Source organism: Priestia sp. 3CA3, assembly GCF_056836725.1.
Genome location: NZ_JBXENJ010000007.1, coordinates 116,220 through 137,424, shown reverse-complemented (window position 1 = coordinate 137,424; position 21,205 = coordinate 116,220). Strand labels below are relative to the sequence as shown.

22 protein-coding genes and 1 tRNA gene are annotated in these 21,205 nt (G+C 39.5%); 22 read left to right on the top strand and 1 reads right to left on the bottom strand.

Translation table 11 applies throughout. The features are described from left to right. Positions 1–11 precede the first annotated feature (11 nt). The 13 genes from hisD (at position 12) to AC1VNJ_RS19150 (ending at position 11,376) form a co-directional block, all read left to right on the top strand. Entirely contained in the window at positions 12–1,280 is a 1,269-nt protein-coding gene (gene hisD, locus AC1VNJ_RS19210; protein ID WP_099000235.1) for a histidinol dehydrogenase, read from the top strand. Between the two features lie 74 nt (positions 1,281–1,354). Beyond that, positions 1,355–1,939, top strand: a complete 585-nt coding sequence (gene hisB / locus AC1VNJ_RS19205) for an imidazoleglycerol-phosphate dehydratase HisB (RefSeq protein WP_013059719.1) — start codon at positions 1,355–1,357, stop codon at positions 1,937–1,939. After that, positions 1,940–2,587, top strand: coding sequence for an imidazole glycerol phosphate synthase subunit HisH (hisH, locus tag AC1VNJ_RS19200; RefSeq protein WP_028412045.1), 648 nt, complete (start codon positions 1,940–1,942; stop codon positions 2,585–2,587). It begins immediately after the preceding gene. Next, positions 2,574–3,308 carry a 1-(5-phosphoribosyl)-5-[(5-phosphoribosylamino)methylideneamino]imidazole-4-carboxamide isomerase gene (hisA, locus tag AC1VNJ_RS19195; protein ID WP_025752584.1) on the top strand — a complete coding sequence of 245 codons (735 nt, stop codon included), beginning with the start codon at positions 2,574–2,576 and terminating at the stop codon, positions 3,306–3,308. Before hisH ends, hisA begins: the two co-directional genes overlap by 14 nt. After that, positions 3,308–4,066 (top strand): imidazole glycerol phosphate synthase subunit HisF, encoded by a 759-nt coding sequence (gene hisF / locus AC1VNJ_RS19190; RefSeq protein ID WP_025752585.1) that lies wholly within the window; start codon positions 3,308–3,310, stop codon positions 4,064–4,066. The genes hisA and hisF overlap by 1 nt, the downstream gene beginning before the upstream one ends. Then, entirely contained in the window at positions 4,063–4,686 is a 624-nt protein-coding gene (gene hisIE, locus AC1VNJ_RS19185) for a bifunctional phosphoribosyl-AMP cyclohydrolase/phosphoribosyl-ATP diphosphatase HisIE (RefSeq protein ID WP_013059715.1), read from the top strand. The genes hisF and hisIE overlap by 4 nt, the downstream gene beginning before the upstream one ends. A 181-nt stretch (positions 4,687–4,867) precedes the next feature. Further along, positions 4,868–6,370, top strand: a complete 1,503-nt coding sequence (locus AC1VNJ_RS19180) for a tetratricopeptide repeat protein (RefSeq protein ID WP_033580422.1) — start codon at positions 4,868–4,870, stop codon at positions 6,368–6,370. Positions 6,371–6,481: 111 nt separating this feature from the next. Beyond that, a complete protein-coding gene (gene trxB / locus AC1VNJ_RS19175; RefSeq protein ID WP_482641187.1) occupies positions 6,482–7,435 on the top strand; it encodes a thioredoxin-disulfide reductase in 954 nt (317 codons plus the stop codon). A 303-nt stretch (positions 7,436–7,738) separates the two neighbouring features. Continuing rightward, positions 7,739–8,197, top strand: coding sequence for an 8-oxo-dGTP diphosphatase (locus tag AC1VNJ_RS19170; RefSeq protein ID WP_013059712.1), 459 nt, complete (start codon positions 7,739–7,741; stop codon positions 8,195–8,197). Between the two features lie 41 nt (positions 8,198–8,238). Next, positions 8,239–9,132, top strand: coding sequence for an RNase adapter RapZ (gene rapZ, locus AC1VNJ_RS19165; RefSeq protein ID WP_013059711.1), 894 nt, complete (start codon positions 8,239–8,241; stop codon positions 9,130–9,132). After that, the gene (locus AC1VNJ_RS19160) at positions 9,129–10,115 is read left to right on the top strand and encodes a gluconeogenesis factor YvcK family protein (protein WP_028412048.1); all 987 of its coding nucleotides are present in this window, start codon (positions 9,129–9,131) and stop codon (positions 10,113–10,115) included. The genes rapZ and AC1VNJ_RS19160 overlap by 4 nt, the downstream gene beginning before the upstream one ends. Before the next feature lie 33 nt (positions 10,116–10,148). Further along, complete coding sequence (whiA, locus tag AC1VNJ_RS19155; protein ID WP_013085390.1) at positions 10,149–11,093, top strand: DNA-binding protein WhiA; 945 nt, start codon at positions 10,149–10,151, stop codon at positions 11,091–11,093. Between the two features lie 28 nt (positions 11,094–11,121). Beyond that, on the top strand, positions 11,122–11,376 hold the full coding sequence (locus tag AC1VNJ_RS19150) for an HPr family phosphocarrier protein (RefSeq protein ID WP_013059708.1): 255 nt from the start codon (positions 11,122–11,124) through the stop codon (positions 11,374–11,376). Between the two features lie 34 nt (positions 11,377–11,410). On the opposite strand, the gene clpP is transcribed toward AC1VNJ_RS19150, so the two are convergent. After that, on the bottom strand, positions 11,411–11,998 hold the full coding sequence (gene clpP / locus AC1VNJ_RS19145; protein ID WP_013059707.1) for an ATP-dependent Clp endopeptidase proteolytic subunit ClpP: 588 nt from the start codon (positions 11,996–11,998) through the stop codon (positions 11,411–11,413). A gap of 220 nt (positions 11,999–12,218) precedes the next feature. Between clpP and AC1VNJ_RS19140 the strand changes: the two genes are divergently transcribed. The 9 genes from AC1VNJ_RS19140 to gpmI all read left to right on the top strand — a co-directional run bounded on the left by AC1VNJ_RS19140 (position 12,219) and on the right by gpmI (position 21,197). Beyond that, positions 12,219–12,290 (top strand) — tRNA-Arg (locus AC1VNJ_RS19140). A gap of 201 nt (positions 12,291–12,491) precedes the next feature. Then, positions 12,492–13,166, top strand: coding sequence for a hypothetical protein (locus AC1VNJ_RS19135; protein WP_028412049.1), 675 nt, complete (start codon positions 12,492–12,494; stop codon positions 13,164–13,166). 286 nt (positions 13,167–13,452) lie between these two features. Continuing rightward, entirely contained in the window at positions 13,453–14,763 is a 1,311-nt protein-coding gene (rpoN, locus tag AC1VNJ_RS19130; RefSeq protein WP_028412050.1) for an RNA polymerase factor sigma-54, read from the top strand. Between the two features lie 12 nt (positions 14,764–14,775). Further along, on the top strand, positions 14,776–15,024 hold the full coding sequence (locus tag AC1VNJ_RS19125; RefSeq protein ID WP_033580423.1) for a glutaredoxin family protein: 249 nt from the start codon (positions 14,776–14,778) through the stop codon (positions 15,022–15,024). 133 nt (positions 15,025–15,157) lie between these two features. Continuing rightward, positions 15,158–16,186, top strand: coding sequence for a sugar-binding transcriptional regulator (locus AC1VNJ_RS19120; protein ID WP_014457838.1), 1,029 nt, complete (start codon positions 15,158–15,160; stop codon positions 16,184–16,186). Positions 16,187–16,232: 46 nt separating this feature from the next. Then, the gene (gene gap, locus AC1VNJ_RS19115; RefSeq protein ID WP_014457839.1) at positions 16,233–17,240 is read left to right on the top strand and encodes a type I glyceraldehyde-3-phosphate dehydrogenase; all 1,008 of its coding nucleotides are present in this window, start codon (positions 16,233–16,235) and stop codon (positions 17,238–17,240) included. Positions 17,241–17,549: 309 nt separating this feature from the next. Further along, on the top strand, positions 17,550–18,734 hold the full coding sequence (locus tag AC1VNJ_RS19110) for a phosphoglycerate kinase (RefSeq protein WP_338705147.1): 1,185 nt from the start codon (positions 17,550–17,552) through the stop codon (positions 18,732–18,734). 175 nt (positions 18,735–18,909) lie between these two features. Further along, positions 18,910–19,665: a triose-phosphate isomerase gene (gene tpiA / locus AC1VNJ_RS19105; protein WP_013085385.1), complete on the top strand. Its 756-nt coding sequence runs from the start codon at positions 18,910–18,912 to the stop codon at positions 19,663–19,665. Next, a complete protein-coding gene (gene gpmI, locus AC1VNJ_RS19100) occupies positions 19,665–21,197 on the top strand; it encodes a 2,3-bisphosphoglycerate-independent phosphoglycerate mutase (RefSeq protein ID WP_028412054.1) in 1,533 nt (510 codons plus the stop codon). The genes tpiA and gpmI overlap by 1 nt, the downstream gene beginning before the upstream one ends. The last annotated feature ends 8 nt before the right edge of the window (positions 21,198–21,205 follow it).

The following is a 21,205-nucleotide window of genomic DNA, read 5'->3' as shown; positions in this document are numbered from 1 at the left end:
GGTGACATACATTGAAAATTACACGTGTAACAGAACAAGTGAGCTTAAAGCGTACGATTGATCAAGGGACGAGTGCCCAAAGAGAAATTGTCGTAAATATTTTAAAACAAGTGCAAGAGCAAAAAGACGAAGCTTTAAAAAGATATACAGCCCAATTTGACGGCGTTGAGCTTTCTTCTTTGCTTGTGACAGAACAAGAAAAGAAGCGTGCTTATGAGCTGGTTGATGCAGATATGCTGTCAATCATTCGTGAAGCTGCTGACAACATTCGTGATTACCACGAAAGAATGGTCGAGCAGTCTTGGATGACAACAAAAGAAGACGGCACCATTTTAGGGCAGAAAGTAACGCCTTTAGATGCAGTAGGTGTTTATGTACCGGGAGGTCTTGCAGCGTATCCTTCTTCCGTTTTAATGAATGTCATTCCTGCTCAAGTGGCAGGTGTAAAACGTATCGTGATGGTTTCACCTCCAGGAAAAGACGGCGCGCTTCCTGCTGGAGTAGTTGTAGCAGCGAGTGAGCTTGGGGTCGAAGAGATTTATAAAGTAGGGGGAGCTCAGGCAGTAGGAGCACTTGCCTATGGAACAGAAACAATTCAACCCGTCGATAAAATTGTAGGGCCTGGTAATATCTTTGTTGCATTGGCGAAGAGAGAAGTATATGGCTTAGTAGACATTGACTCAATTGCTGGACCTAGTGAAATTGTCGTACTAGCAGACGATACGGCTAAGCCGAACGAAGTGGCCGCTGATTTATTGTCTCAAGCAGAACATGACAAATTAGCTTCAAGTATTTTAGTTACGCCTTCTATGAAGTTAGCCGAAGCTGTTAAAGAAGAAGTGGAAAGGCAAGTAGAATCTTTACCACGTAAAGAAATTGCCAAACCTTCTATTGATAACCATGGCGCTATTTATGTGACCGGGTCATTAGAAGAAGCGGTTGAAGCTGTGAATCAATTAGCCCCTGAGCATTTAGAAATTATGACTGAAAGTCCGCTTGAACTTTTAGGTTCCATTCGTCATGCCGGTGCTATTTTTCTAGGAAGATACAGTTCAGAACCTGTTGGCGATTATTTCGCTGGACCAAACCATGTTCTTCCAACCAATGGGACAGCAAAATTCTCAAGTCCTTTATCAGTTGATTCATTTGTGAAGAAGTCTAGTATTATTTCATACAGCCAACAAGCCCTGCATAAAAATGTCTCAAAAATCGCAGCGTTTGCTCGTTTAGAAGGGCTAGAAGCTCATGCAAGGGCGGTTGAAGAACGCTTTAAAAAATAAGACGGAGATTAAAAAAAAGAGTAGAAATGTTCTTTTCTTTACTTATTACATGCACAGTTGAAAGGAGTTTCACAATGAGAGAGTCAAGTATTAAACGTACAACAAACGAAACGGATATTGCATTAGCGATTGGAATCGATGGAGAAGGAAAAGCGAACATTGATACAGGCGTTCCTTTTTTAAATCATATGCTCGATTTATTTACAAAACACGGACAGTTTAACCTTGATGTAAAAGCAGATGGAGACACGGAGATTGATGATCACCATACAACGGAAGATATCGGTATTTGCCTTGGTCAAACCTTCAAAGAAGCGCTCGGTGATAAAAAAGGAATTAAACGCTATGGAAATGCGTTTGTACCAATGGATGACGCGTTAGCCCAAGTCGTAGTAGATTTAAGCAATCGTCCTCATTTTGAATTTAAAGGTGACATTCCCGCTTCGCGCGTCGGTACATTTGATACAGAGCTTGTATATGAATTTTTATGGAAATTTGCATTAGAATCTCGCATGAATGTACATGTAATCGTACACTACGGTAAAAATACGCACCACATTATTGAAGCGGTATTTAAGGCATTAGCACGTGCTTTGGACGAAGCGACAACGATTGATCCGCGTGTCAAAGGTGTGCCTTCGACGAAAGGGATGTTGTAAATGATTGGCATTATTGACTATGGGATGGGAAACTTATACAGCGTAAGTAAAGCTCTTGAACGATTAAACTATGACTATATCATCTCCGCAGATCCTGCAGAACTAAGAAAGGCAAAAGGGCTGATTCTTCCTGGAGTTGGAGCATTCAAAGATGCGATGGAACAGCTGAATCAAACAAAGCTGACGGACTTTATTAAAGAAGAAGTAGAAAAAGGAATGCCTTTGCTTGGAATTTGTTTAGGTATGCAGCTTTTATTTGAAGAAAGCGATGAGAACGGTGTAACAAAAGGGCTGGAACTGTTAAAAGGGAGAGTCGAGCGTATTCCCGGCATTACTGCGGAAGGACAGACATATAAAGTTCCGCATATGGGCTGGAACTCTTTAGATTTTCATCAGCAGTCCGCTCTGCTTGATGGAATCAGTACAGGTCACGTGTACTTTGTTCACTCTTATTACGTAAAAACAAACGACCAAGACGTGCTTTTAGCAACAAGTCCTTATGATGTTGAAGTTCCAGCAGTTGTTGGAAAAGAACACGTATTTGGCACTCAATTCCACCCTGAAAAAAGCAGTGCAATCGGAATGCAAATGCTTCAAAATTATGCAAACTTCGTAGAGAAAAGGAGCCCATCGTATGAGCAAATTTGAAATATATCCAGCCATTGATATGCGCGGAGGGAAGTGCGTCCGTTTGCTTCAAGGAGATTACACAAAAGAAACGGTGTACGGAGACTCTCCGGTAGATATGGCCACACAATTCGCAAGTGAAGGCGCTCAGTGGATTCACATGGTTGATTTAGACGGCGCAAAAGCGGCTAAGCGCGTGAATGATGAATTTGTGCTAGGCGTGAAAAAGAAATTAAATGTACGTGTGCAAATTGGAGGAGGCATTCGCTCAGAAGCTGACGTTGCTTACTATTTAGAAAACGGAATTGACCGCGTCATTTTAGGAAGTGCAGCTATTTCAAATCCTGAATTTGTGAAAAAAATGTTGAAGGAATATGGTGCGCGTATTGCTATTGGTATTGATGCACGTGATGGCTATGTTGCGACGGAAGGCTGGGTGGAAACATCTACAATCAAAGCGACAGAACTAGGAAAAGAATTGGCTAATGCTGGTGCGGAAACATTTATTTTCACGGATATTTCTACAGATGGTATGCTGTCTGGTCCTAATGTGGAAGGAATTGTTGAAATGGCTAAGGCTACTGGAAAAGGTGTGATTGCATCAGGGGGAGTTAGTAAGCTTGCTGATCTAGATGCACTAAAGAAATATGAAGCTGACGGCGTTATTGGTGCGATTGTAGGGAAAGCACTTTATACAAATAAGTTTACAGTAGCTGAAGCACTTCAAGAGGTGAAAGCGTAATGATTACAAAACGAATCATTCCTTGTTTAGATGTAAAGGACGGCCGTGTGGTAAAAGGAGTTCAGTTTGTGGAACTTCGAGATGCAGGAGATCCTGTAGAGTTGGCGAAATTTTATGATGAAGAAGGCGCAGATGAATTAGTCTTTTTAGATATTTCTGCTTCTCATGAAGGACGCAAAACAATGGTACATGTTGTAGAAGAAGTAGCATCTCAGCTAGCGATTCCTTTTACGGTGGGCGGAGGAATTAATGCATTAGAAGATATGAAGAGAATGCTTCGTGCTGGTGCAGACAAAGTGTCATTAAATACAGCGGCCGTACTCAATCCAGCACTGATTACAGAAGGGTCCGACTTTTTTGGAGCTCAGTGTATTGTGGTAGCAATCGATGCTAAGTACGATGAAAGCTTACAATCATGGCGAGTCTATACACACGGAGGCCGCAATGCAACGGACTGGGAAGTAATCGACTGGGCAAGAGAAGCAGTGAAGCGCGGTGCGGGTGAGATCTTGTTAACGAGCATGGATAAAGACGGCGAAAAGTCAGGGTTTGATTTAGCGTTAACCAAAGCGGTCAGCCAAGCGGTGAGCGTTCCTGTTATTGCTTCTGGCGGCGCAGGAAATGGTCAAGATTTTGTCGATGCGTTTGAAAAAGGAGAAGCTGACGCGGCTTTGGCGGCTTCGATCTTTCACTATAAAGAAACATCTGTAAAAGAAATTAAAAGCTATGCAAAACAACAAGGAGTGAGCATTCGATGACGATTGAAAACATTAAATTCAACAGTGATGGACTTGTGCCAGCTATTGTACAAGATGCTGTGAGCAAAGAAGTTTTAACATTGGCTTATATGAACGAAGAATCACTTCAAAAATCAATTGATACACGTGAAACATGGTTTTACAGCCGTTCTCGACAAGAGTTATGGCACAAGGGCGCAACCTCTGGGAACACACAAAAAATTGTGAGCATGGCATATGACTGTGATGCTGATTCTCTTGTTGTAAAAGTGGAGCCTCAAGGTCCTGCTTGTCATACGGGGGCTTACAGCTGTTTTAATGAAACAATTCTTGGCGAAAATAAACAAAATGATAATCGGTTTGCTATTATTAATGAGCTAGAAGAAGTGATTGCTAAGCGTGAAGCTGAAATGCCAGAAGGAGCTTATACGACGTACTTATTCGATAAAGGCGTAGATAAAATCCTCAAAAAAGTAGGAGAAGAAGCAGGTGAAGTGATTATTGCAGCAAAAAATCGTGACCATGATGAGCTGAAGTGGGAAGTTGCGGATTTACTGTACCACGTACTTGTTTTACTTCGTGAGCAAAAGCTGCCTTTGGACGATGTCCTATCAGTATTAAAGGAACGTCACTCTAGCTAATAGCTACATAGTGAAAGGAGAGAAGGAGTTGTCTCATTTTAGATAAAAGAGGCAAAACCTTCTCTTATTTGCGTCAAGAAACGACTGCTTGCAGGCTCCTTTTTTGAATAGAGGTATTAAACTTCTTGGCAAATGTGATATACTACGAACGTCGAAATTATCAACTTATTTGGAGGGCTTAATGGAAAAACACTCAAAAGTAATTCAAAAAATGGCACAAGTAATTCCATTTTCGCAAACGGGTGACTTCTATTTCGAAAAAGCGCTGCAGGCGTTTGAAGAAGAGGAGTCAGATAAAGCGCTCAAGTATTTAACGCGTGCAAACAAAGAAAATGCCCGTAATCCACAGCTTCTTACAAACGTTGGAGTAGCTTTAACGGAGCAGGGAGATTATCAAGATGCCAACGAGCTTTTTCTCCATGTGATTCATCATATGGACGATACATTAGGAAGCTGTTACTACTATATAGCCAACAGCTATGCGCATCTTGGACTGTTTGAAGAATCAAAAAAATACGCGATGTATTACATTGAGCATTTTCCAAATGGTGACCTCTTTCGATCGGCTACAGATCTGTTAGATTTACTATCAATTGATGTGGATGAAGAAGATGAAGAGCCTAAAAATCAGCTAGGCGACATGCTGATTATAAAACAAGAACAAGCAAAACGACTGCTTGAAGCAACGAATTTTGAAGAAGCAGTGGATTTGTTAACTGAAATAATTGATGAGTATCCAGAATTCTGGTCTGCATATAATAATTTAGCGTTAGCTTATTTTTATTTAAATAAAATTGATGAGGCAATGGATTTGCTGAATGAAGTATTGGAGAAAAACCCTGGAAATCTTCATGCGTTATGCAATCAGCTGATTTTCTATTATTATTGCCATAAGCATAAAGAAGTTGAGGAGCTTACAGACGGGCTTAGCCGCGTTTATCCGATGTCATTTGAACACCGCTATAAGCTTGGAGCAACATTTGCGTTGATTGGTCAATACAAACTATCATACAGATGGTTAAAAAAGCTTTATACACAAGGTTTTCAAGGAGACAACTCATTTCATTATTGGCTTTCATACGCCTCTTACTATACTGGACATGAAGCCTTCGCTAAAGAAATGTGGAAGCTGGCATTGGAAGACGTTCCTGATAAAGAAGGAGAGGAGCCTTGGCGCATCAGTCAAAAAGCTGCGAAGGTTTTTCAATCGAAAGTGGATGTTACAGCGAAAAAGAAGTGTGCAACAAACAATGTTCACGATCAGCTTTACAGCTTGTATATGGCAAAAAAGCTTCCTGAACAGCAGCGTCTGCTTCTTTTAGAAGAAATCAAATCGTCCATACATATGAGTACACTTTTGGATGAAGTATATACGTATGTATGGCAGGATAAACAACATGTGATTTTTGAGGTGGCAGATGTTATTGAACTGGAGATGGAATCGCAGACTGAAAGTGATACCCAGGATCTTTTAAGCTTTTGGTTTTATGTATATGTACAGGTATATAAACAATCCTATGATTTTCAGCATGTCAACGTAAATGCATGGGCTGCAGCCGTCACATATATATGGGCGAAAGAACAAAACCAGTCTATTACTCAAGCCGATGCGGCAAAACAATATTCCATTTCGGCTGCAACAGTTAGAAAGTACAGTAAAATTGTGAATACGTTATTAAATTGAGCAAAAAAATAGACGATAATAGGAAGAACATATTAGGATAGTGGTAACGAAATAATTATCCATAAATTTGGAATCAACTACGAAGGAATTTCCTAAAAGGAGTGTAAAGAAATGACAGAAGAAAAAATTTATGATGTCATTATTATTGGGGCAGGTCCAGCAGGTATGACTGCTGCTGTATATACATCTCGTGCAGATTTATCAACACTAATGATTGAACGCGGAATTCCAGGCGGTCAAATGGCTAATACGGAAGATGTAGAAAACTATCCAGGTTATGATCATATCCTTGGTCCTGACCTTTCTAACAAAATGTTTGAGCATGCAAAAAAATTCGGTGCGGAATATGCGTACGGTGATATTAAAGAAATCATCGACGGAGAAGAATACAAGACAGTTCGTGCAGGCAGCAAAGAATATAAAACACGTTCAGTAATCGTTGCTACTGGTGCTGAATATAAAAAATTAGGTGCGCCAGGAGAAAAAGAACTAGGCGGCCGCGGCGTATCTTATTGTGCTGTATGTGACGGTGCATTCTTTAAAGGTAAAGAGCTAGTCGTTGTAGGCGGTGGAGACTCTGCGGTTGAGGAAGGCGTATATTTAACACGCTTCGCAACAAAAGTAACAATTATTCACCGACGCGATGAGCTTCGCGCGCAGAAAATCCTACAGCAGCGTGCATTTGACAACGAAAAAGTTGATTTTATCTGGAATACAACAGTCAAAGAAGTAAATGAAAAAGACGGTAAAGTAGGCAGCGTAACGTTAGTAGACACAAAAACAGGTGAAGAGCGCGAGTTTGGTGCGGACGGCGTATTCATTTATGTTGGAATGGTTCCACTAACAAAACCATTCGAAAGCCTAAACATCACGAATAAAGAAGGATATATTGAAACGAACGAGCAAATGGAAACAAAAGTACCAGGTGTGTTCGCAGCTGGAGACGTTCGTGAAAAGGCTCTTCGTCAAATTGTAACAGCTACAGGTGATGGCAGCATTGCTGCTCAAACGGCTCAGCACTATGTAGAAGAGTTAAAAGAAAAGTTAAAAGCTATTCAGCAATAAGGCTGAAATCAATCGTTTACAAAACGTAATTCGGTTTTAACTGTTCTGTAACACCTGTGAAACATTGATGGGGTACTATATAGATAGTAATTGACCCCCTTTTATAAAATATATGTATGTCGGGCATAGGACGTGTTCCTATGCCTCTTTTTTTTGACTATAACAGATTGAATTTACGTATATAACAGCAAGCGTTTATTTTCAGAAAATTTAGTAATAGTTAGTTCATCTCCGTTGTGAGAGAAGTTTGTTTCGTAGTATAATAAAAGAAAATGTCAGTATACATATGATGAGGTGGAAAACATGCAAAGGGTCACAAATTGTGTATTAATGAAAGACGATAAAGTATTGTTGCTTCAAAAGCCACGAAGAAACTGGTGGGTGGCCCCGGGTGGGAAAATGGAGCAAGGAGAATCTGTAAAAGACTCTGTTGTAAGAGAATTTCGTGAAGAAACAGGAATTTATTTGAAAAATCCCACTGTAAAAGGTATTTTTACATTTACGATGAAAGAAAACGATCAAATTTCATCTGAGTGGATGATGTTTACTTTTTTTGCTACAGATTTTGATGGGACAAATGTGCTAGAATCAGAAGAAGGCAAACTCGGTTGGCATAATTTGAGTGAAGTAAGTGAATTGCCGATGGCCCCGGGAGATCATCACATTATCGATTATGTAGCAAAAGGGTCGGGTGTTATTTATGGCAACTTTACGTATACAACGGATTTCGAGTTATTATCTTATCGAATTGATCCTTGTTAATGATAAATAGACATGTATGCATAGATTGAGGGGGATGAAAAATGAGTACTGGGTCTGTAAGCGATATTCAATTAGTGATTATTACTGGAATGTCAGGTGCAGGAAAAACAGTAGCAATTCAGAGTTTTGAAGATTTAGGGTTCTTTTGTGTAGATAATTTACCCCCTACATTGCTACCGAAATTTTTGGAACTCATGAAAGAGTCAGGGAATAAAATGAATAAAGTTGCTCTTGTTATGGATTTGCGAGGCAGAGAGTTTTTTGAAAGCCTATTTGAAGCATTAGATAACATGAGTGAAACAACGTGGGTCACGCCACAAATTTTATTTTTAGATGCAAAAGATTCTGTACTGGTGACGCGCTACAAAGAAACGAGACGTTCACATCCGCTAGCTCCTTCGGGTTTACCGTTAGAAGGAATTGGTATGGAACGGGAGCTGCTTGAGGAGTTAAAAGGAAGAGCTCAGCTTATTTATGAGACATCAGAGTTAAAGCCAAGAGAGCTTAGAGAAAAGATTTTAACTCAGTTTTCTTCGCACGCTTCACAAGTTTTTACTGTTAATGTGATGTCATTTGGTTTTAAATACGGGGTGCCTATTGACGCTGATTTAGTCTTTGATGTGCGCTTTTTGCCAAACCCTCACTATATTGACCATATGCGTCCTAAAACAGGGCTTGAAGAAGAGGTTTCTTCTTACGTATTAAAATGGACGGAAACTCAAAAGTTCATTGAAAAAGTAGTAGACCTACTTTCGTTTATGCTTCCGCAGTACAAGCGAGAAGGTAAAAGCCAGCTGGTCATCGCTATAGGGTGTACAGGGGGACAGCATCGCTCCGTCACATTAGCTGAATATTTAGGTCACCATTTCCAGAATGAATACAAAACTCATATTTCTCATCGTGACATTGAGAGGAGAAAGGAAAATCATAGATGAGCAGTGAACAGCTTCCAAAAGTTGTCGTCATTGGGGGAGGAACGGGTTTACCAGTGCTGTTAAGAGGGTTGAAGGAATACCCTCTTGATCTTACAGCCATCGTAACCGTAGCAGACGACGGGGGAAGTTCTGGCCGATTGCGCGATGAACTTGAAATCCCTGCTCCTGGTGATATTCGAAATGTGCTAGCTGCTTTATCTGATGTAGAGCCACTAGTTGAAGAGCTTTTTCAACATCGATTTGATACAGGAAATGAGCTTACAGGCCATTCTCTTGGCAATTTGTTGCTTGCAGCTATGACGTCTATTACTGGCGATTTTGTGCATGCTATACGAGAAATGAGCAAAGTACTAAACGTCAGAGGGAAAGTGCTTCCGGCAGCTAATCAAAGTGTTGTGCTGCATGCGGAGATGCAAGATGGATCCATCGTAACAGGTGAATCTAAAATTCCAGAAGTTAATAAAAAAATTAATAAAGTGTTTTTATCGCCTGCCGATGTGAAACCGCTTGTCGAGACAATAAAAGCTATTCGACGCGCTGATTTAATTGTATTGGGGCCGGGAAGTCTTTATACAAGTATTTTGCCGAATTTACTGGTGCAAGATATTTGTAATGAGCTTTGTTCGACAAAAGCAAAGAAAGTGTACGTGTGCAACGTGATGACGCAGCCGGGTGAGACATTGGGTTTTAAGGCAAGTGATCATATTAAAGCGCTTTACAACCATATGCCGTGTGCGTTTTTAGATGCGATTATTGTCAATAATGCACCTATTCCGGCACCTTTAAAAAAGAAATATCAAGTAGAGCAGGCTCAGCCTGTAGAATATGACCGTGAAGTATTGCTAAAATTAGGTTTAGAAGTGATTGAAGATCAAATTATTCAGTATGACGGCAGCGTAATTAGGCATGATACAAAAAAAGTAGCAAAGCTTGTGTATTCTATGCTGACATCGCTGCAAGGTAAAGCGAATACTGGTGTTTAACACTATTTCCGTATGTAGATTGGAGGTGAAGTTATGTCATTTGCATCAGAAACAAAAAAAGAGTTAACGAATTTAGAAGTCAAGGATTGCTGTGCAAAAGCAGAGCTCTCTGCATTAATTCGAATGAATGGTTCACTTTCTTTTTCGAATAAAAAATTCACAGTTGATGTCCAAACTGAAAATGCAGCGATTGCTCGACGCATTTATGTCCTGCTTAAGAAAAATTATGATGTGTCAGTAGAACTGCTTGTACGTAAGAAAATGCGGCTGAAGAAAAACAATGTGTATATTGTTCGATTAGTAGAGAAAACAAGAATGCTTTTGGAAGACTTAAAAATTGTAGAAGAAGGATTCACGTTTACACATCGTATTTCACCAGAGCTAGTACAAAAGAAATGCTGTAAGCGATCCTACTTAAGAGGCGCATTTTTAGCCGGCGGCTCTATTAATAACCCGGAGACATCATCGTACCATCTTGAAATCTTTTCATTGTATGAAGAGCACAACGAAGCTTTATGCAATTTAATGAACGAATTTCAATTGAATAGTAAAACATTAGAACGAAAAAAAGGCTATATTAACTATTTGAAAGAAGCTGAAAAAATTACGGAGTTTCTAAATATCATTGGAGCCCATAACGCTCTTTTACGGTTTGAGGATGTAAGAATTGTCCGAGATATGCGAAATTCCGTTAATCGCTTAGTTAATTGTGAAACAGCTAACTTAAACAAAACAATCGGAGCGGCCATTCGTCAAGTGGAAAACATTCGTTATATTGATGAAACAGCTGGATTAGATATCTTACCAGAAAAGCTGAGAGAAATTGCTCGTTTGCGTGTGGAATATCAAGACGTTACGTTAAAGGAGCTTGGTGAGATGGTATCTGGAGGTCAAATTAGCAAATCAGGCATTAACCATCGATTGCGTAAAATTGACCAAATAGCAGACAAGCTTCGCGCCGGTCAGCCAGTCACATAAGGGGAATTGCAAGGGGGAGGATTTTATCATGGAAAAACAAGTAGAAGTAAAATTAAAAACGGGATTACAAGCTCGTGTTGCGGCACTATTCGTGCAAGAAGCAACTCGTTTTACATCTGATGTGTACTTGAAGAAAGATGAGAAAGTAGTCAACGCTAAAAGTATCATGGGGTTAATGAGCTTAGCGATTAATAACGGTTCTCTTATTACGCTCATTGTTGAAGGGGTAGATGAAAAAGAAGCAATGGATGCGTTAGTCGCTTACGTAGAGAACGATGCATAAAAAAGCCTTTCCCAAAGTGGGAAAGGCTTTTTTCTTATTTAGGGTCGTTTTCTAATACTTTGTCAATTAGACCGTATTCTAAAGCGCGTTCAGCAGTCATGAAATTATCACGATCTGTATCACGTTGTAGCACTTCTAACGGTTGACCTGTACGCTCAGCTAAAATTGAATTTAGTTTTTCACGTAAGAATAGAATACGTTTTGCCGCAATTTCGATTTCAGTAGCTTGTCCTTGAGCACCACCAAGAGGTTGATGAATCATTACTTCGCTGTTTGGAAGAGCAAAACGTTTGCCCTTTTCACCAGCAGCCAGTAAGAAAGCACCCATTGATGCAGCCATACCGATACAAATTGTAGAAACTTTTGGCTTAATGAATTGCATCGTATCATAGATAGCCATTCCAGCTGTAATAGAGCCACCTGGGCTGTTGATATAAAGTGAGATATCTTTTTCTGGGTCTTCAGCAGCTAAGAATAGAAGCTGAGAAACGATCGAGTTAGCTACATTATCATCAATAGCACTACCTAAAATAATAATGCGGTCTTTTAATAAACGTGAATAAATGTCATAAGCACGTTCACCACGGTTTGTTTGTTCAATAACTGTAGGAATTAAGTTCATATTAAATTCCTCCTTAACAAGAATAATTTGTTATGTACCTATAATACACGTATGGTCAATAAAGGTCAAACAAAAGAACCTCTACTACACATATTCGCTTAAAAGACTATGTATTCCTCTTTGACATTATTAAAATTTTTCCCCCTTCTAAAAAAAATAAACGTAGTATTCTATTGAAAAGAGAAGTTTTCTCTCCTATAATGGAAGTTGTGACAAATATGCCCTCGTAGTGTAGTGGATAGCACAAGAGATTCCGGTTCTCTTAGGGTGGGTTCGAATCCTGTCGAGGGCGTCTTAAAACGTTGCGGATTACGCAACGTTTTTTATTTTGAGTAAAAAGGCTCATCTTCTCAAAAAATAATATTTATTTTCCTTCTATAACCCTTTATACGCGTAAGGAAGCAAGAAATTAATTCCATTGTACCGGTTGCGGAATTTGTCAGAATACTATAAAACAGTATATAAGGAAAAGAAAAACGGAGGAGGAATAAATATGAAATACATGAACAAACTTTTCATTGTCAGTGCATCGGTAGCCCTATTACTATCTGCATGCGGGACGAACGAAGATTCTGCTCAGCCGAAGTCTAATGATCAAGCAGAAAATGTTCAGCAGGATACAGCTTCTAAATCTGATCAAACATCAGGCGCTGCAAAAGAAGAGTCGAAAAAAGATGCGGATTCTGCTGAGGTCTCAGCCGAACCTTCAGGAAGTCAATCATCGACTAGCGAAACGGCGGAAGGTGGACAGTCAAGGTCTTCTTCAGAAACAAAACTAACAAAAAGCCCAGAACAAGATTATTCTATTCAAGTAATGGACGGCTATAAACTAACGGGTGAAGAACCTGGAAAAGATGCGTTAGTGTTAACTTCAGATGATTCTCAATTTATGCGTATTGAAATGCTTTCATCAGAAGCATCGCTGGATGACGCTGCTCAATCTGTTAAACAAACGGCAACAGCAGTTAATAAAAATGCAGCAGAGAAAAAGAATCTTGAAGAGAATGGAATCTTCAAAGATTCTGTTTGGTATGAAGCCACATCTGGCGATCATACGGTAAACGCCGTGTTGGTTAAAGGAAAGAAACCAATGAAGCTAACCATTTTTACGAAAAATGACGCAGAAAACTTAGACAAGTTTATGCAAATGGCACAAACTATTCAATAAGCAATTCTTCTATATATTATACAAATGCAGAAAATTCGACATGACGAAGAAAACGTCATGTCGAATTAGTACTGGGATCATGTAGTAGGCGCGAATTATAATGAAAAGTTATAAAGGTGTATAGCTCTATTACTTTTTTGATGGTTAGTAACTAAAAATAGGATGAAATGCTTCGTTAACAAAGGTTGACGGAGATTTTTTGATGAAAAAATTACATATAAAAAATAGTTACATGCTCTTTGAAAGCGTTTTTATAGTAAAATAGATGAAGGGGAGGGGAGAAATAATGGAGATTGGATTATTTCAGCAGCAGTCGTTAAAACTGACGATGTCAAAAGAATTATCACAAGCTATTTCTCTTTTACAATATTCATCGATGGATATTGTAGCGTTTTTACATGAGCAGGCGCTTCAAAATCCGCTTATAGATTTTTCAGAGCTGCCCGTCAATACATCTCACAATCAAAAAAATCATGCAACTTCTGATTCAACAGATTATATGAGCAGTATACCAGCTCCTAAAGAAACGCTGTACGAACATTTAATGAATCAATCCGCATTATTAAAATTAGATGAATGTGAGCAGGCAGCCGTTGAGTTTGTTATTCATAGTCTGGATGATGCTGGCTATTTGCACGATGAGTTAATCATACTTGCTAACCAGCTTGGCCAAGATCAAGAGCAGGTTGAAAAGGCTCTTCAACTTGTGCAGCAGATGGACCCGGCAGGAGTAGGGGCGAGAAGTTTACAGGAGTGCTTAATGCTCCAATTAAAAAGAAGTAATCAATGGACAGAAAAAATAGAGCAAATTTTGACACATCACTTTGAGGAATTTGCTTATAAAAAATGGATGAAAATCTCAAAGTTATGTCAAATCTCACTTGAAGCTCTTCAACAATTACATGAACAGATTAAGAAATTAAATCCTCGTCCTGGATCATTTTATATGAAGTCCAATGAACGATTCATTGTACCGGATTTTATTGTGAAAATTGAAGATGGAAATGTCGTTGCTTATGCAAATGAGGATTTGGAACCTCGTCTTTCAGTGAACGAACAATACAAACTTCAGCTGAAAAATAAGCAGAACCAAGAAATGTTTTCTTATTTGCAAGAGAAATATCGTGAATTTCAATGGATTATGAAAAGTTTACACACACGCAAAGACACATTAAACGCATTAATGAATACTTTACTCGTTGAACAAGAAGCATTTTTTAAAAAGGGCCCTTCGTATTTGAAGCCGTTAACGATGAAGGAAGTAGCGGAACAAACCTCTGTGCATGAATCAACGATTAGCCGTGCTACTCGGCACAAATATATTCAAACGCCTTTTGGCACCTTTTCAATGAAATCTTTTTTCTCAACTAGTATTCAACTGGGCAACAACGAAGCGACTTCTACAACTCACGTAAAAGAACTGCTTAAAAAGCTAGTATCAGAAGAAAACAAACAGCGTCCGCTTTCAGATCAGCAGTTGGCTAACGTCTTGCAAAGCAATTATAACGTTACTATTTCAAGAAGAACGGTAGCCAAATATCGAGACCAATTAAACGTTCTACCATCCAGTCAACGAAAACTTTTTGTCACGCAGTAAAGGAGTGGGAATGTGGAAGTCGTACTATATACCAAAAATGGCTGTCATTTATGCGATGATGCAAAGAAGCTGCTTGCAGAGATGCAGTCTGAGTTTCCCTTTCAGCTTATGGAACGAGATATTTACAAAAACGATGAGTGGCTGGAAAAGTATCACCTTGCGATTCCTGTAGTAGAAATGGATGGAGAAGAAGTGGAATATGGAAAAATAACAGGTATTCCATTAAGAAAACGCTTACTTTTAAAAATAGGCAACACATGAGTTGAATAAAGGATTCACTCCTGTTAGAATAGATTTTGTAGCAGGGTGAATTTTTTTTGCGCAAGGTGGGACATAATATGTCTATATGGGACAAAATATGTCCAGCAAGTTTATGCCTTAAGGGGATTTTAACATGCGTTCTTTAATAGAAGTACAACGAAAATTATTACCTGAACTTCTCTCAGTTATGCAAAAGCGCTATCAAATCTTGCAATACATACGTTTAATGCAGCCGATTGGCCGCAGAAACTTAGCTGTAAGCCTTGGGCTAACAGAGCGTGTGTTACGAAGCGAAGTAACATTCTTAAAAGAACAAGATTTGATTGACATTTACCCTAGTGGGATGACGCTTACAAACGAGGGAGAACTACTTCTAGCTGAGTTAGAAGAAGTAATGAAGGAAGTTTCAGGACTTCGATTATTGGAAACAACATTAAAAGAGGCGTTTTCTTTATCAGAAGTTGTTGTTGTATCTGGAGATAGTGATCAGTCTCCTTGGGTCAAAAATGAAATGGGTCGAGCATCTGTTTCGTGTATCAAGGAGCGCCTTGTTGGTGAAAAAAATACCGTTGCTGTTACAGGTGGTACAACGCTTGCCGCCGTTGCCGAAATGATGACACCTGATTCAAAACACCCTGATGTACTTTTTGTACCTGCTCGCGGAGGGCTAGGTGAAAATGTACAAAACCAAGCAAACACGATTTGTGCTAAGATGGCTGAAAAGTCCATGAGTCACTATCGCTTGCTTCATGTTCCAGATCAGCTTAGTGATGAAGCATACCGATCCATTATCGGTGAGCCATCTATTAAAGACATGCTTCATTTAATCAAGTCCGCTGGTATGGTTGTTCACGGAATAGGAGACGCTATGACAATGGCAGAACGCCGTAAAACACCACAAGCTGACTTAGAAAAAGTGAAAAATGGACATGCTGTAGGTGAGGCATTTGGATACTATTTTAATCATCAAGGCGAAGTTGTTCATAAAGTTAAAACAGTTGGCATACAACTCGATGATTTAAAGAACAATAAATGTGTTATTGCTGTTGCAGGAGGTTCATCAAAAGCAAAGGCAATTAAAGCGTTTATGCAACAAGCGCATGATTCGATTCTCATTACAGATGAAGGCGCCGCAAAAGAGTTAGTAAGGGATTTTAATTAATCCCTCATATAAAAAAATACTTTTTACATTCAAGGAGGAAATACCCATGGCAGTAAAAATTGGTATTAACGGATTTGGTCGTATCGGCCGTAATGTATTCCGCGCAGCTTTAAAAAATGATAACGTTGAAGTAGTAGCAATCAACGACTTAACAGATGCTAACATGCTTGCTCACCTTTTAAAATATGATTCTGTACACGGAAAATTAGATGCAGAAGTAGTAGTAGATGGTAGCAACTTAGTAGTAAACGGTAAAACAATCGAAATCTCTGCTGAACGCGACCCAGCTCAATTATCTTGGGGCAAACAAGGCGTAGAAGTTGTTGTTGAATCTACTGGATTCTTCACAAAACGCGCTGACGCTGCAAAACACTTAGAAGCAGGAGCTAAAAAAGTAATTATCTCTGCTCCAGCATCTGATGAAGACATCACAATCGTAATGGGTGTTAACGAAGACAAATACGATGCAGCTAACCACAACGTAATTTCAAATGCTTCTTGTACAACTAACTGCTTAGCGCCATTTGCTAAAGTGTTAAACGACAAGTTCGGTCTTAAACGCGGAATGATGACAACAGTTCACTCTTACACAAACGACCAACAAATCTTAGACTTACCACACAAAGATTACCGTCGTGCTCGTGCAGCTGCTGAAAACATCATCCCAACTTCAACTGGTGCTGCTAAAGCTGTATCTCTAGTATTACCTGAATTAAAAGGTAAATTAAACGGTGGAGCTATGCGTGTTCCAACTCCAAACGTTTCTTTAGTAGACTTAGTTGCTGAACTTGATAAAGAAGTAACTGTTGAAGATGTAAACAACGCTCTTAAAGAAGCTGCTGAAGGCGATCTTAAAGGCATCCTTGGTTACAGCGAAGAGCCACTAGTATCTGGTGACTACAATGGTAACATCAACTCTTCTACAATCGATGCATTATCTACAATGGTAATGGAAGGTAACATGGTTAAAGTTATCTCTTGGTACGATAACGAGAGCGGATATTCTAACCGTGTAGTAGACCTTGCTCAATACATCGCTGCTAAAGGACTATAAGAATAACTTAAAATTCGCTTCTATTTTATTCAATAAGACAGAAATCGACTAGACTTTCCTTTTTTATTGGATATCTGAAAATAGAACGACTATAATAAGACTTGCTAAGGAAGAGAGGGGCATACCCCCTCTTCCTTGATTTATGTATTGGCTTCTACATGAAAAAGCGTCATAAGCAGCTAACTGGAGTTTCACTTTATATAGAAAGGCGCCAATATATAAAATGAAATCTACGGTGGTTTGTGGATTGATGATTACATAGAAGCCTACTTGCTTAGTACCATAAATACTTAAGGAGGCCTTTTAACGATGAACAAAAAAACGTTGAAAGACATCGATGTAAAAGGAAAGCGAGTATTTTGTCGCGTAGACTTTAACGTACCAATGAAAGACGGAAAAGTAACAGACGAAACTCGTATTCGTGCAGCTATTCCTACTATTCAATATTTAGTAGAACAAGGTGCAAAAGTAATTTTAGCTAGCCATCTTGGACGTCCAAAAGGCGAAGTTGTTGAAGAGTTACGTCTAAATGCTGTTGCAGAACGTTTACAAGCTCTTCTTGGTAAAGACGTTGCAAAAGCTGACGAAGCTTTTGGTGAAGAAGTAAAGAAAACAATCGACGGCATGAGCGAAGGCGATGTTTTAGTACTTGAAAACGTACGTTTTTACCCAGGCGAAGAGAAAAACGATCCTGAATTAGCAAAAGCGTTTGCTGAATTAGCAGATGTATACGTAAACGATGCATTCGGTGCAGCTCACCGTGCGCACGCTTCAACAGAAGGAATTGCTCAACACATTCCAGCAGTAGCAGGTTTCTTAATGGAAAAAGAGCTTGATGTGCTTTCAAAAGCATTATCGAACCCAGAACGTCCATTTACTGCAATCGTTGGTGGAGCAAAAGTTAAAGACAAAATCGGTGTAATTGACCACTTACTTGATAAAGTAGATAACTTAATCATCGGTGGAGGACTTTCTTACACATTTATTAAGGCACTAGGCCATGAAGTAGGTAAATCACTTCTTGAAGAAGACAAGATTGAACTTGCAAAATCTTTCATGGAAAAAGCTAAGAAAAACGGAGTAAACTTCTACATGCCAGTGGACGTGGTAGTAGCAGATGACTTCTCAAATGATGCTAATATTCAAGTTGTATCAATTGAAAACATTCCAAGCGATTGGGAAGGCTTAGACGCAGGACCGAAAACGCGTGAAATCTATGCTGACGTAATCAAAAACTCTAAGTTAGTTATTTGGAATGGACCAATGGGTGTATTTGAATTAGACGCATTTGCTAATGGAACAAAAGCAGTAGCTGAAGCTTTAGCAGAAGCAACTGACACATATTCAGTAATCGGCGGAGGAGACTCTGCAGCAGCTGTTGAAAAATTCAACCTAGCTGATAAAATGAGCCATATTTCTACAGGTGGCGGTGCGTCACTAGAGTTTATGGAAGGTAAAGAACTTCCAGGCGTAGTTGCACTAAACGATAAGTAAGTTTATATTTCAGTAAGACGGAGGACCGACCTGACGACTGATAATATAAATAATTATCAAGCAGCGAAGAAGGATGACCAAGAGATAAAAGGGACCGAATCACTTTTAACAGCACCCTCTTGGACATCTAACGCGTGAAGTGAAAACCCACAATAAACAAAGGACGGTGTTACACATGCGTAAACCAATTATTGCAGGAAACTGGAAAATGAATAAAGTACTTTCTGAAGCAACTAGCTTTGTTGAAGAAGTAAAAGGAGCAGTACCATCTCCTGAAAGCGTAGATTCAGTAGTATGTGCACCTGCACTATTTTTAGATCGTTTAGTAGAAGCGACTAAAGGCACAGACTTAAAAATTGGTGCACAAAACATGCACTTCGAAGAAAACGGTGCGTTCACTGGAGAAGTGAGCCCTGTTGCATTAGCAGACCTAGGTGTGAACTACGTAATTTTAGGACACTCTGAACGTCGTGAAATGTTTGCTGAAACGGACGAAACAGTAAACCAAAAAACAATTGCTGCATTCAAACACGGTTTAACACCAATCGTTTGCTGCGGTGAAACAAACGAAGAGTATGAACAAGACCAAACAAAAACAGTTGTAGCTAATCAAGTACAAAAAGCATTAGCTGGTCTAACTGATGAGCAAGTAAAACAAACGGTTATCGCATATGAGCCAATCTGGGCAATCGGTACAGGTAAATCTTCAACTGCTGAAGGTGCAAACGAAGTTTGTGCATACATCCGTAGCGTTGTTGCAGAACAATTCTCTCAAGATGTTGCAGATGCTGTACGTATTCAATACGGCGGTAGCGTAAAACCTGCTAATATTAAAGAATATATGTCTCAATCAGACATTGACGGAGCTTTAGTAGGTGGAGCAAGCTTAGAAGCAGATTCTTTCTTACAGCTTTTGGAGGCTGGTAAGTAATGAGTAAAAAGCCAGTAGCATTAATCATCTTAGATGGTTTTGCATTACGCGATGAAGATAAAGGTAATGCGGTAACACATGCAAAAAAACCAAACTTCGACCGTTTCTGGAACGAGTATCCTCATGCTACACTTCAGGCGTCTGGAGAAGCTGTAGGCTTACCGGAAGGCCAAATGGGTAACTCTGAAGTAGGTCACTTAAACATCGGTGCAGGCCGAATTGTGTACCAAAGCTTAACTCGTGTAAACGTAGCAATTCGTGAAGGCGAGTTTGAACAAAACGAAACGCTTGTAGCAGCTGTAAAGCACGCAAAAGAAAAGGGTACAAACCTTCATCTTTTCGGACTTTTATCTGATGGCGGTGTACACAGTCATATCGAACATCTTTATGCATTATTGCGTCTAGCTAAGAGTGAAGGCTTAGAAAAAGTCTACATTCATGGCTTCTTAGATGGTCGTGACGTAGCACCTCAATCTGCTGAAACGTATTTAAAAGAACTTAATGAAAAAATTGAAGAGTACGGCGTTGGTGAAATTGCAACACTTTCAGGACGTTACTACTCAATGGACCGCGACAAACGCTGGGAGCGCGTAGAGAAATCATACCGCGCAATGGTGTACGGTGAAGGTCCATCATATACAAGCGCTGAAGAGTGCGTAAAAGATTCATATGAAAATGGAATCTATGACGAATTCGTTTTACCTTCTGTTATTACAAAGGAAGACGGATCGCCAGTTGCGACAATTCAAGACGAAGATGCAGTCATTTTCTACAACTTCCGTCCCGATCGCGCAATTCAAATTTCAAATACGTTCGCAAACGAAGATTTCCGCTCATTTGATCGCGGTGAGAAACATCCGAAAAACTTACATTTTGTATGTCTAACTCACTTCAGCGAAACAGTTGACGGATATGTAGCCTTTAAGCCAATTAACTTAGATAATACGCTTGGTGAAGTATTATCTCAAAATAACTTAAAGCAGCTTCGTATTGCTGAAACGGAAAAATATCCTCACGTAACGTTCTTTATGAGCGGTGGACGTGAAGCAGAGTTTCCTGGTGAAACACGTATCTTAATCGATTCACCAAAAGTAGCAACATATGACTTGAAACCTGAGATGAGTGCTTATGAAGTGACGGACGCGTTGCTTGCAGAAATCGAGGGCGACAAGCAGGACGCTATTTTATTAAACTTTGCAAACCCTGATATGGTAGGTCATTCAGGTATGTTAGAACCAACGGTAAAAGCGATTGAAACAGTAGATGAGTGCTTAGGCAAAATTGTAGATGCAATTTTAGCTAAAGGCGGTACAGCAATTATCACAGCAGACCATGGTAATGCTGATGAAGTGATTACACTTGAAGGTAATCCAATGACGGCTCATACAACGAATCCTGTTCCGGTAATTGTAACAAAACAAGGCTTAGAGCTTCGTGAAGACGGTATTCTAGGGGATCTAGCTCCTACAATGCTTACTCTTCTAGATGTAGCACAGCCAAAAGAAATGACAGGTAAAACATTAATTAAATAATTAATTAT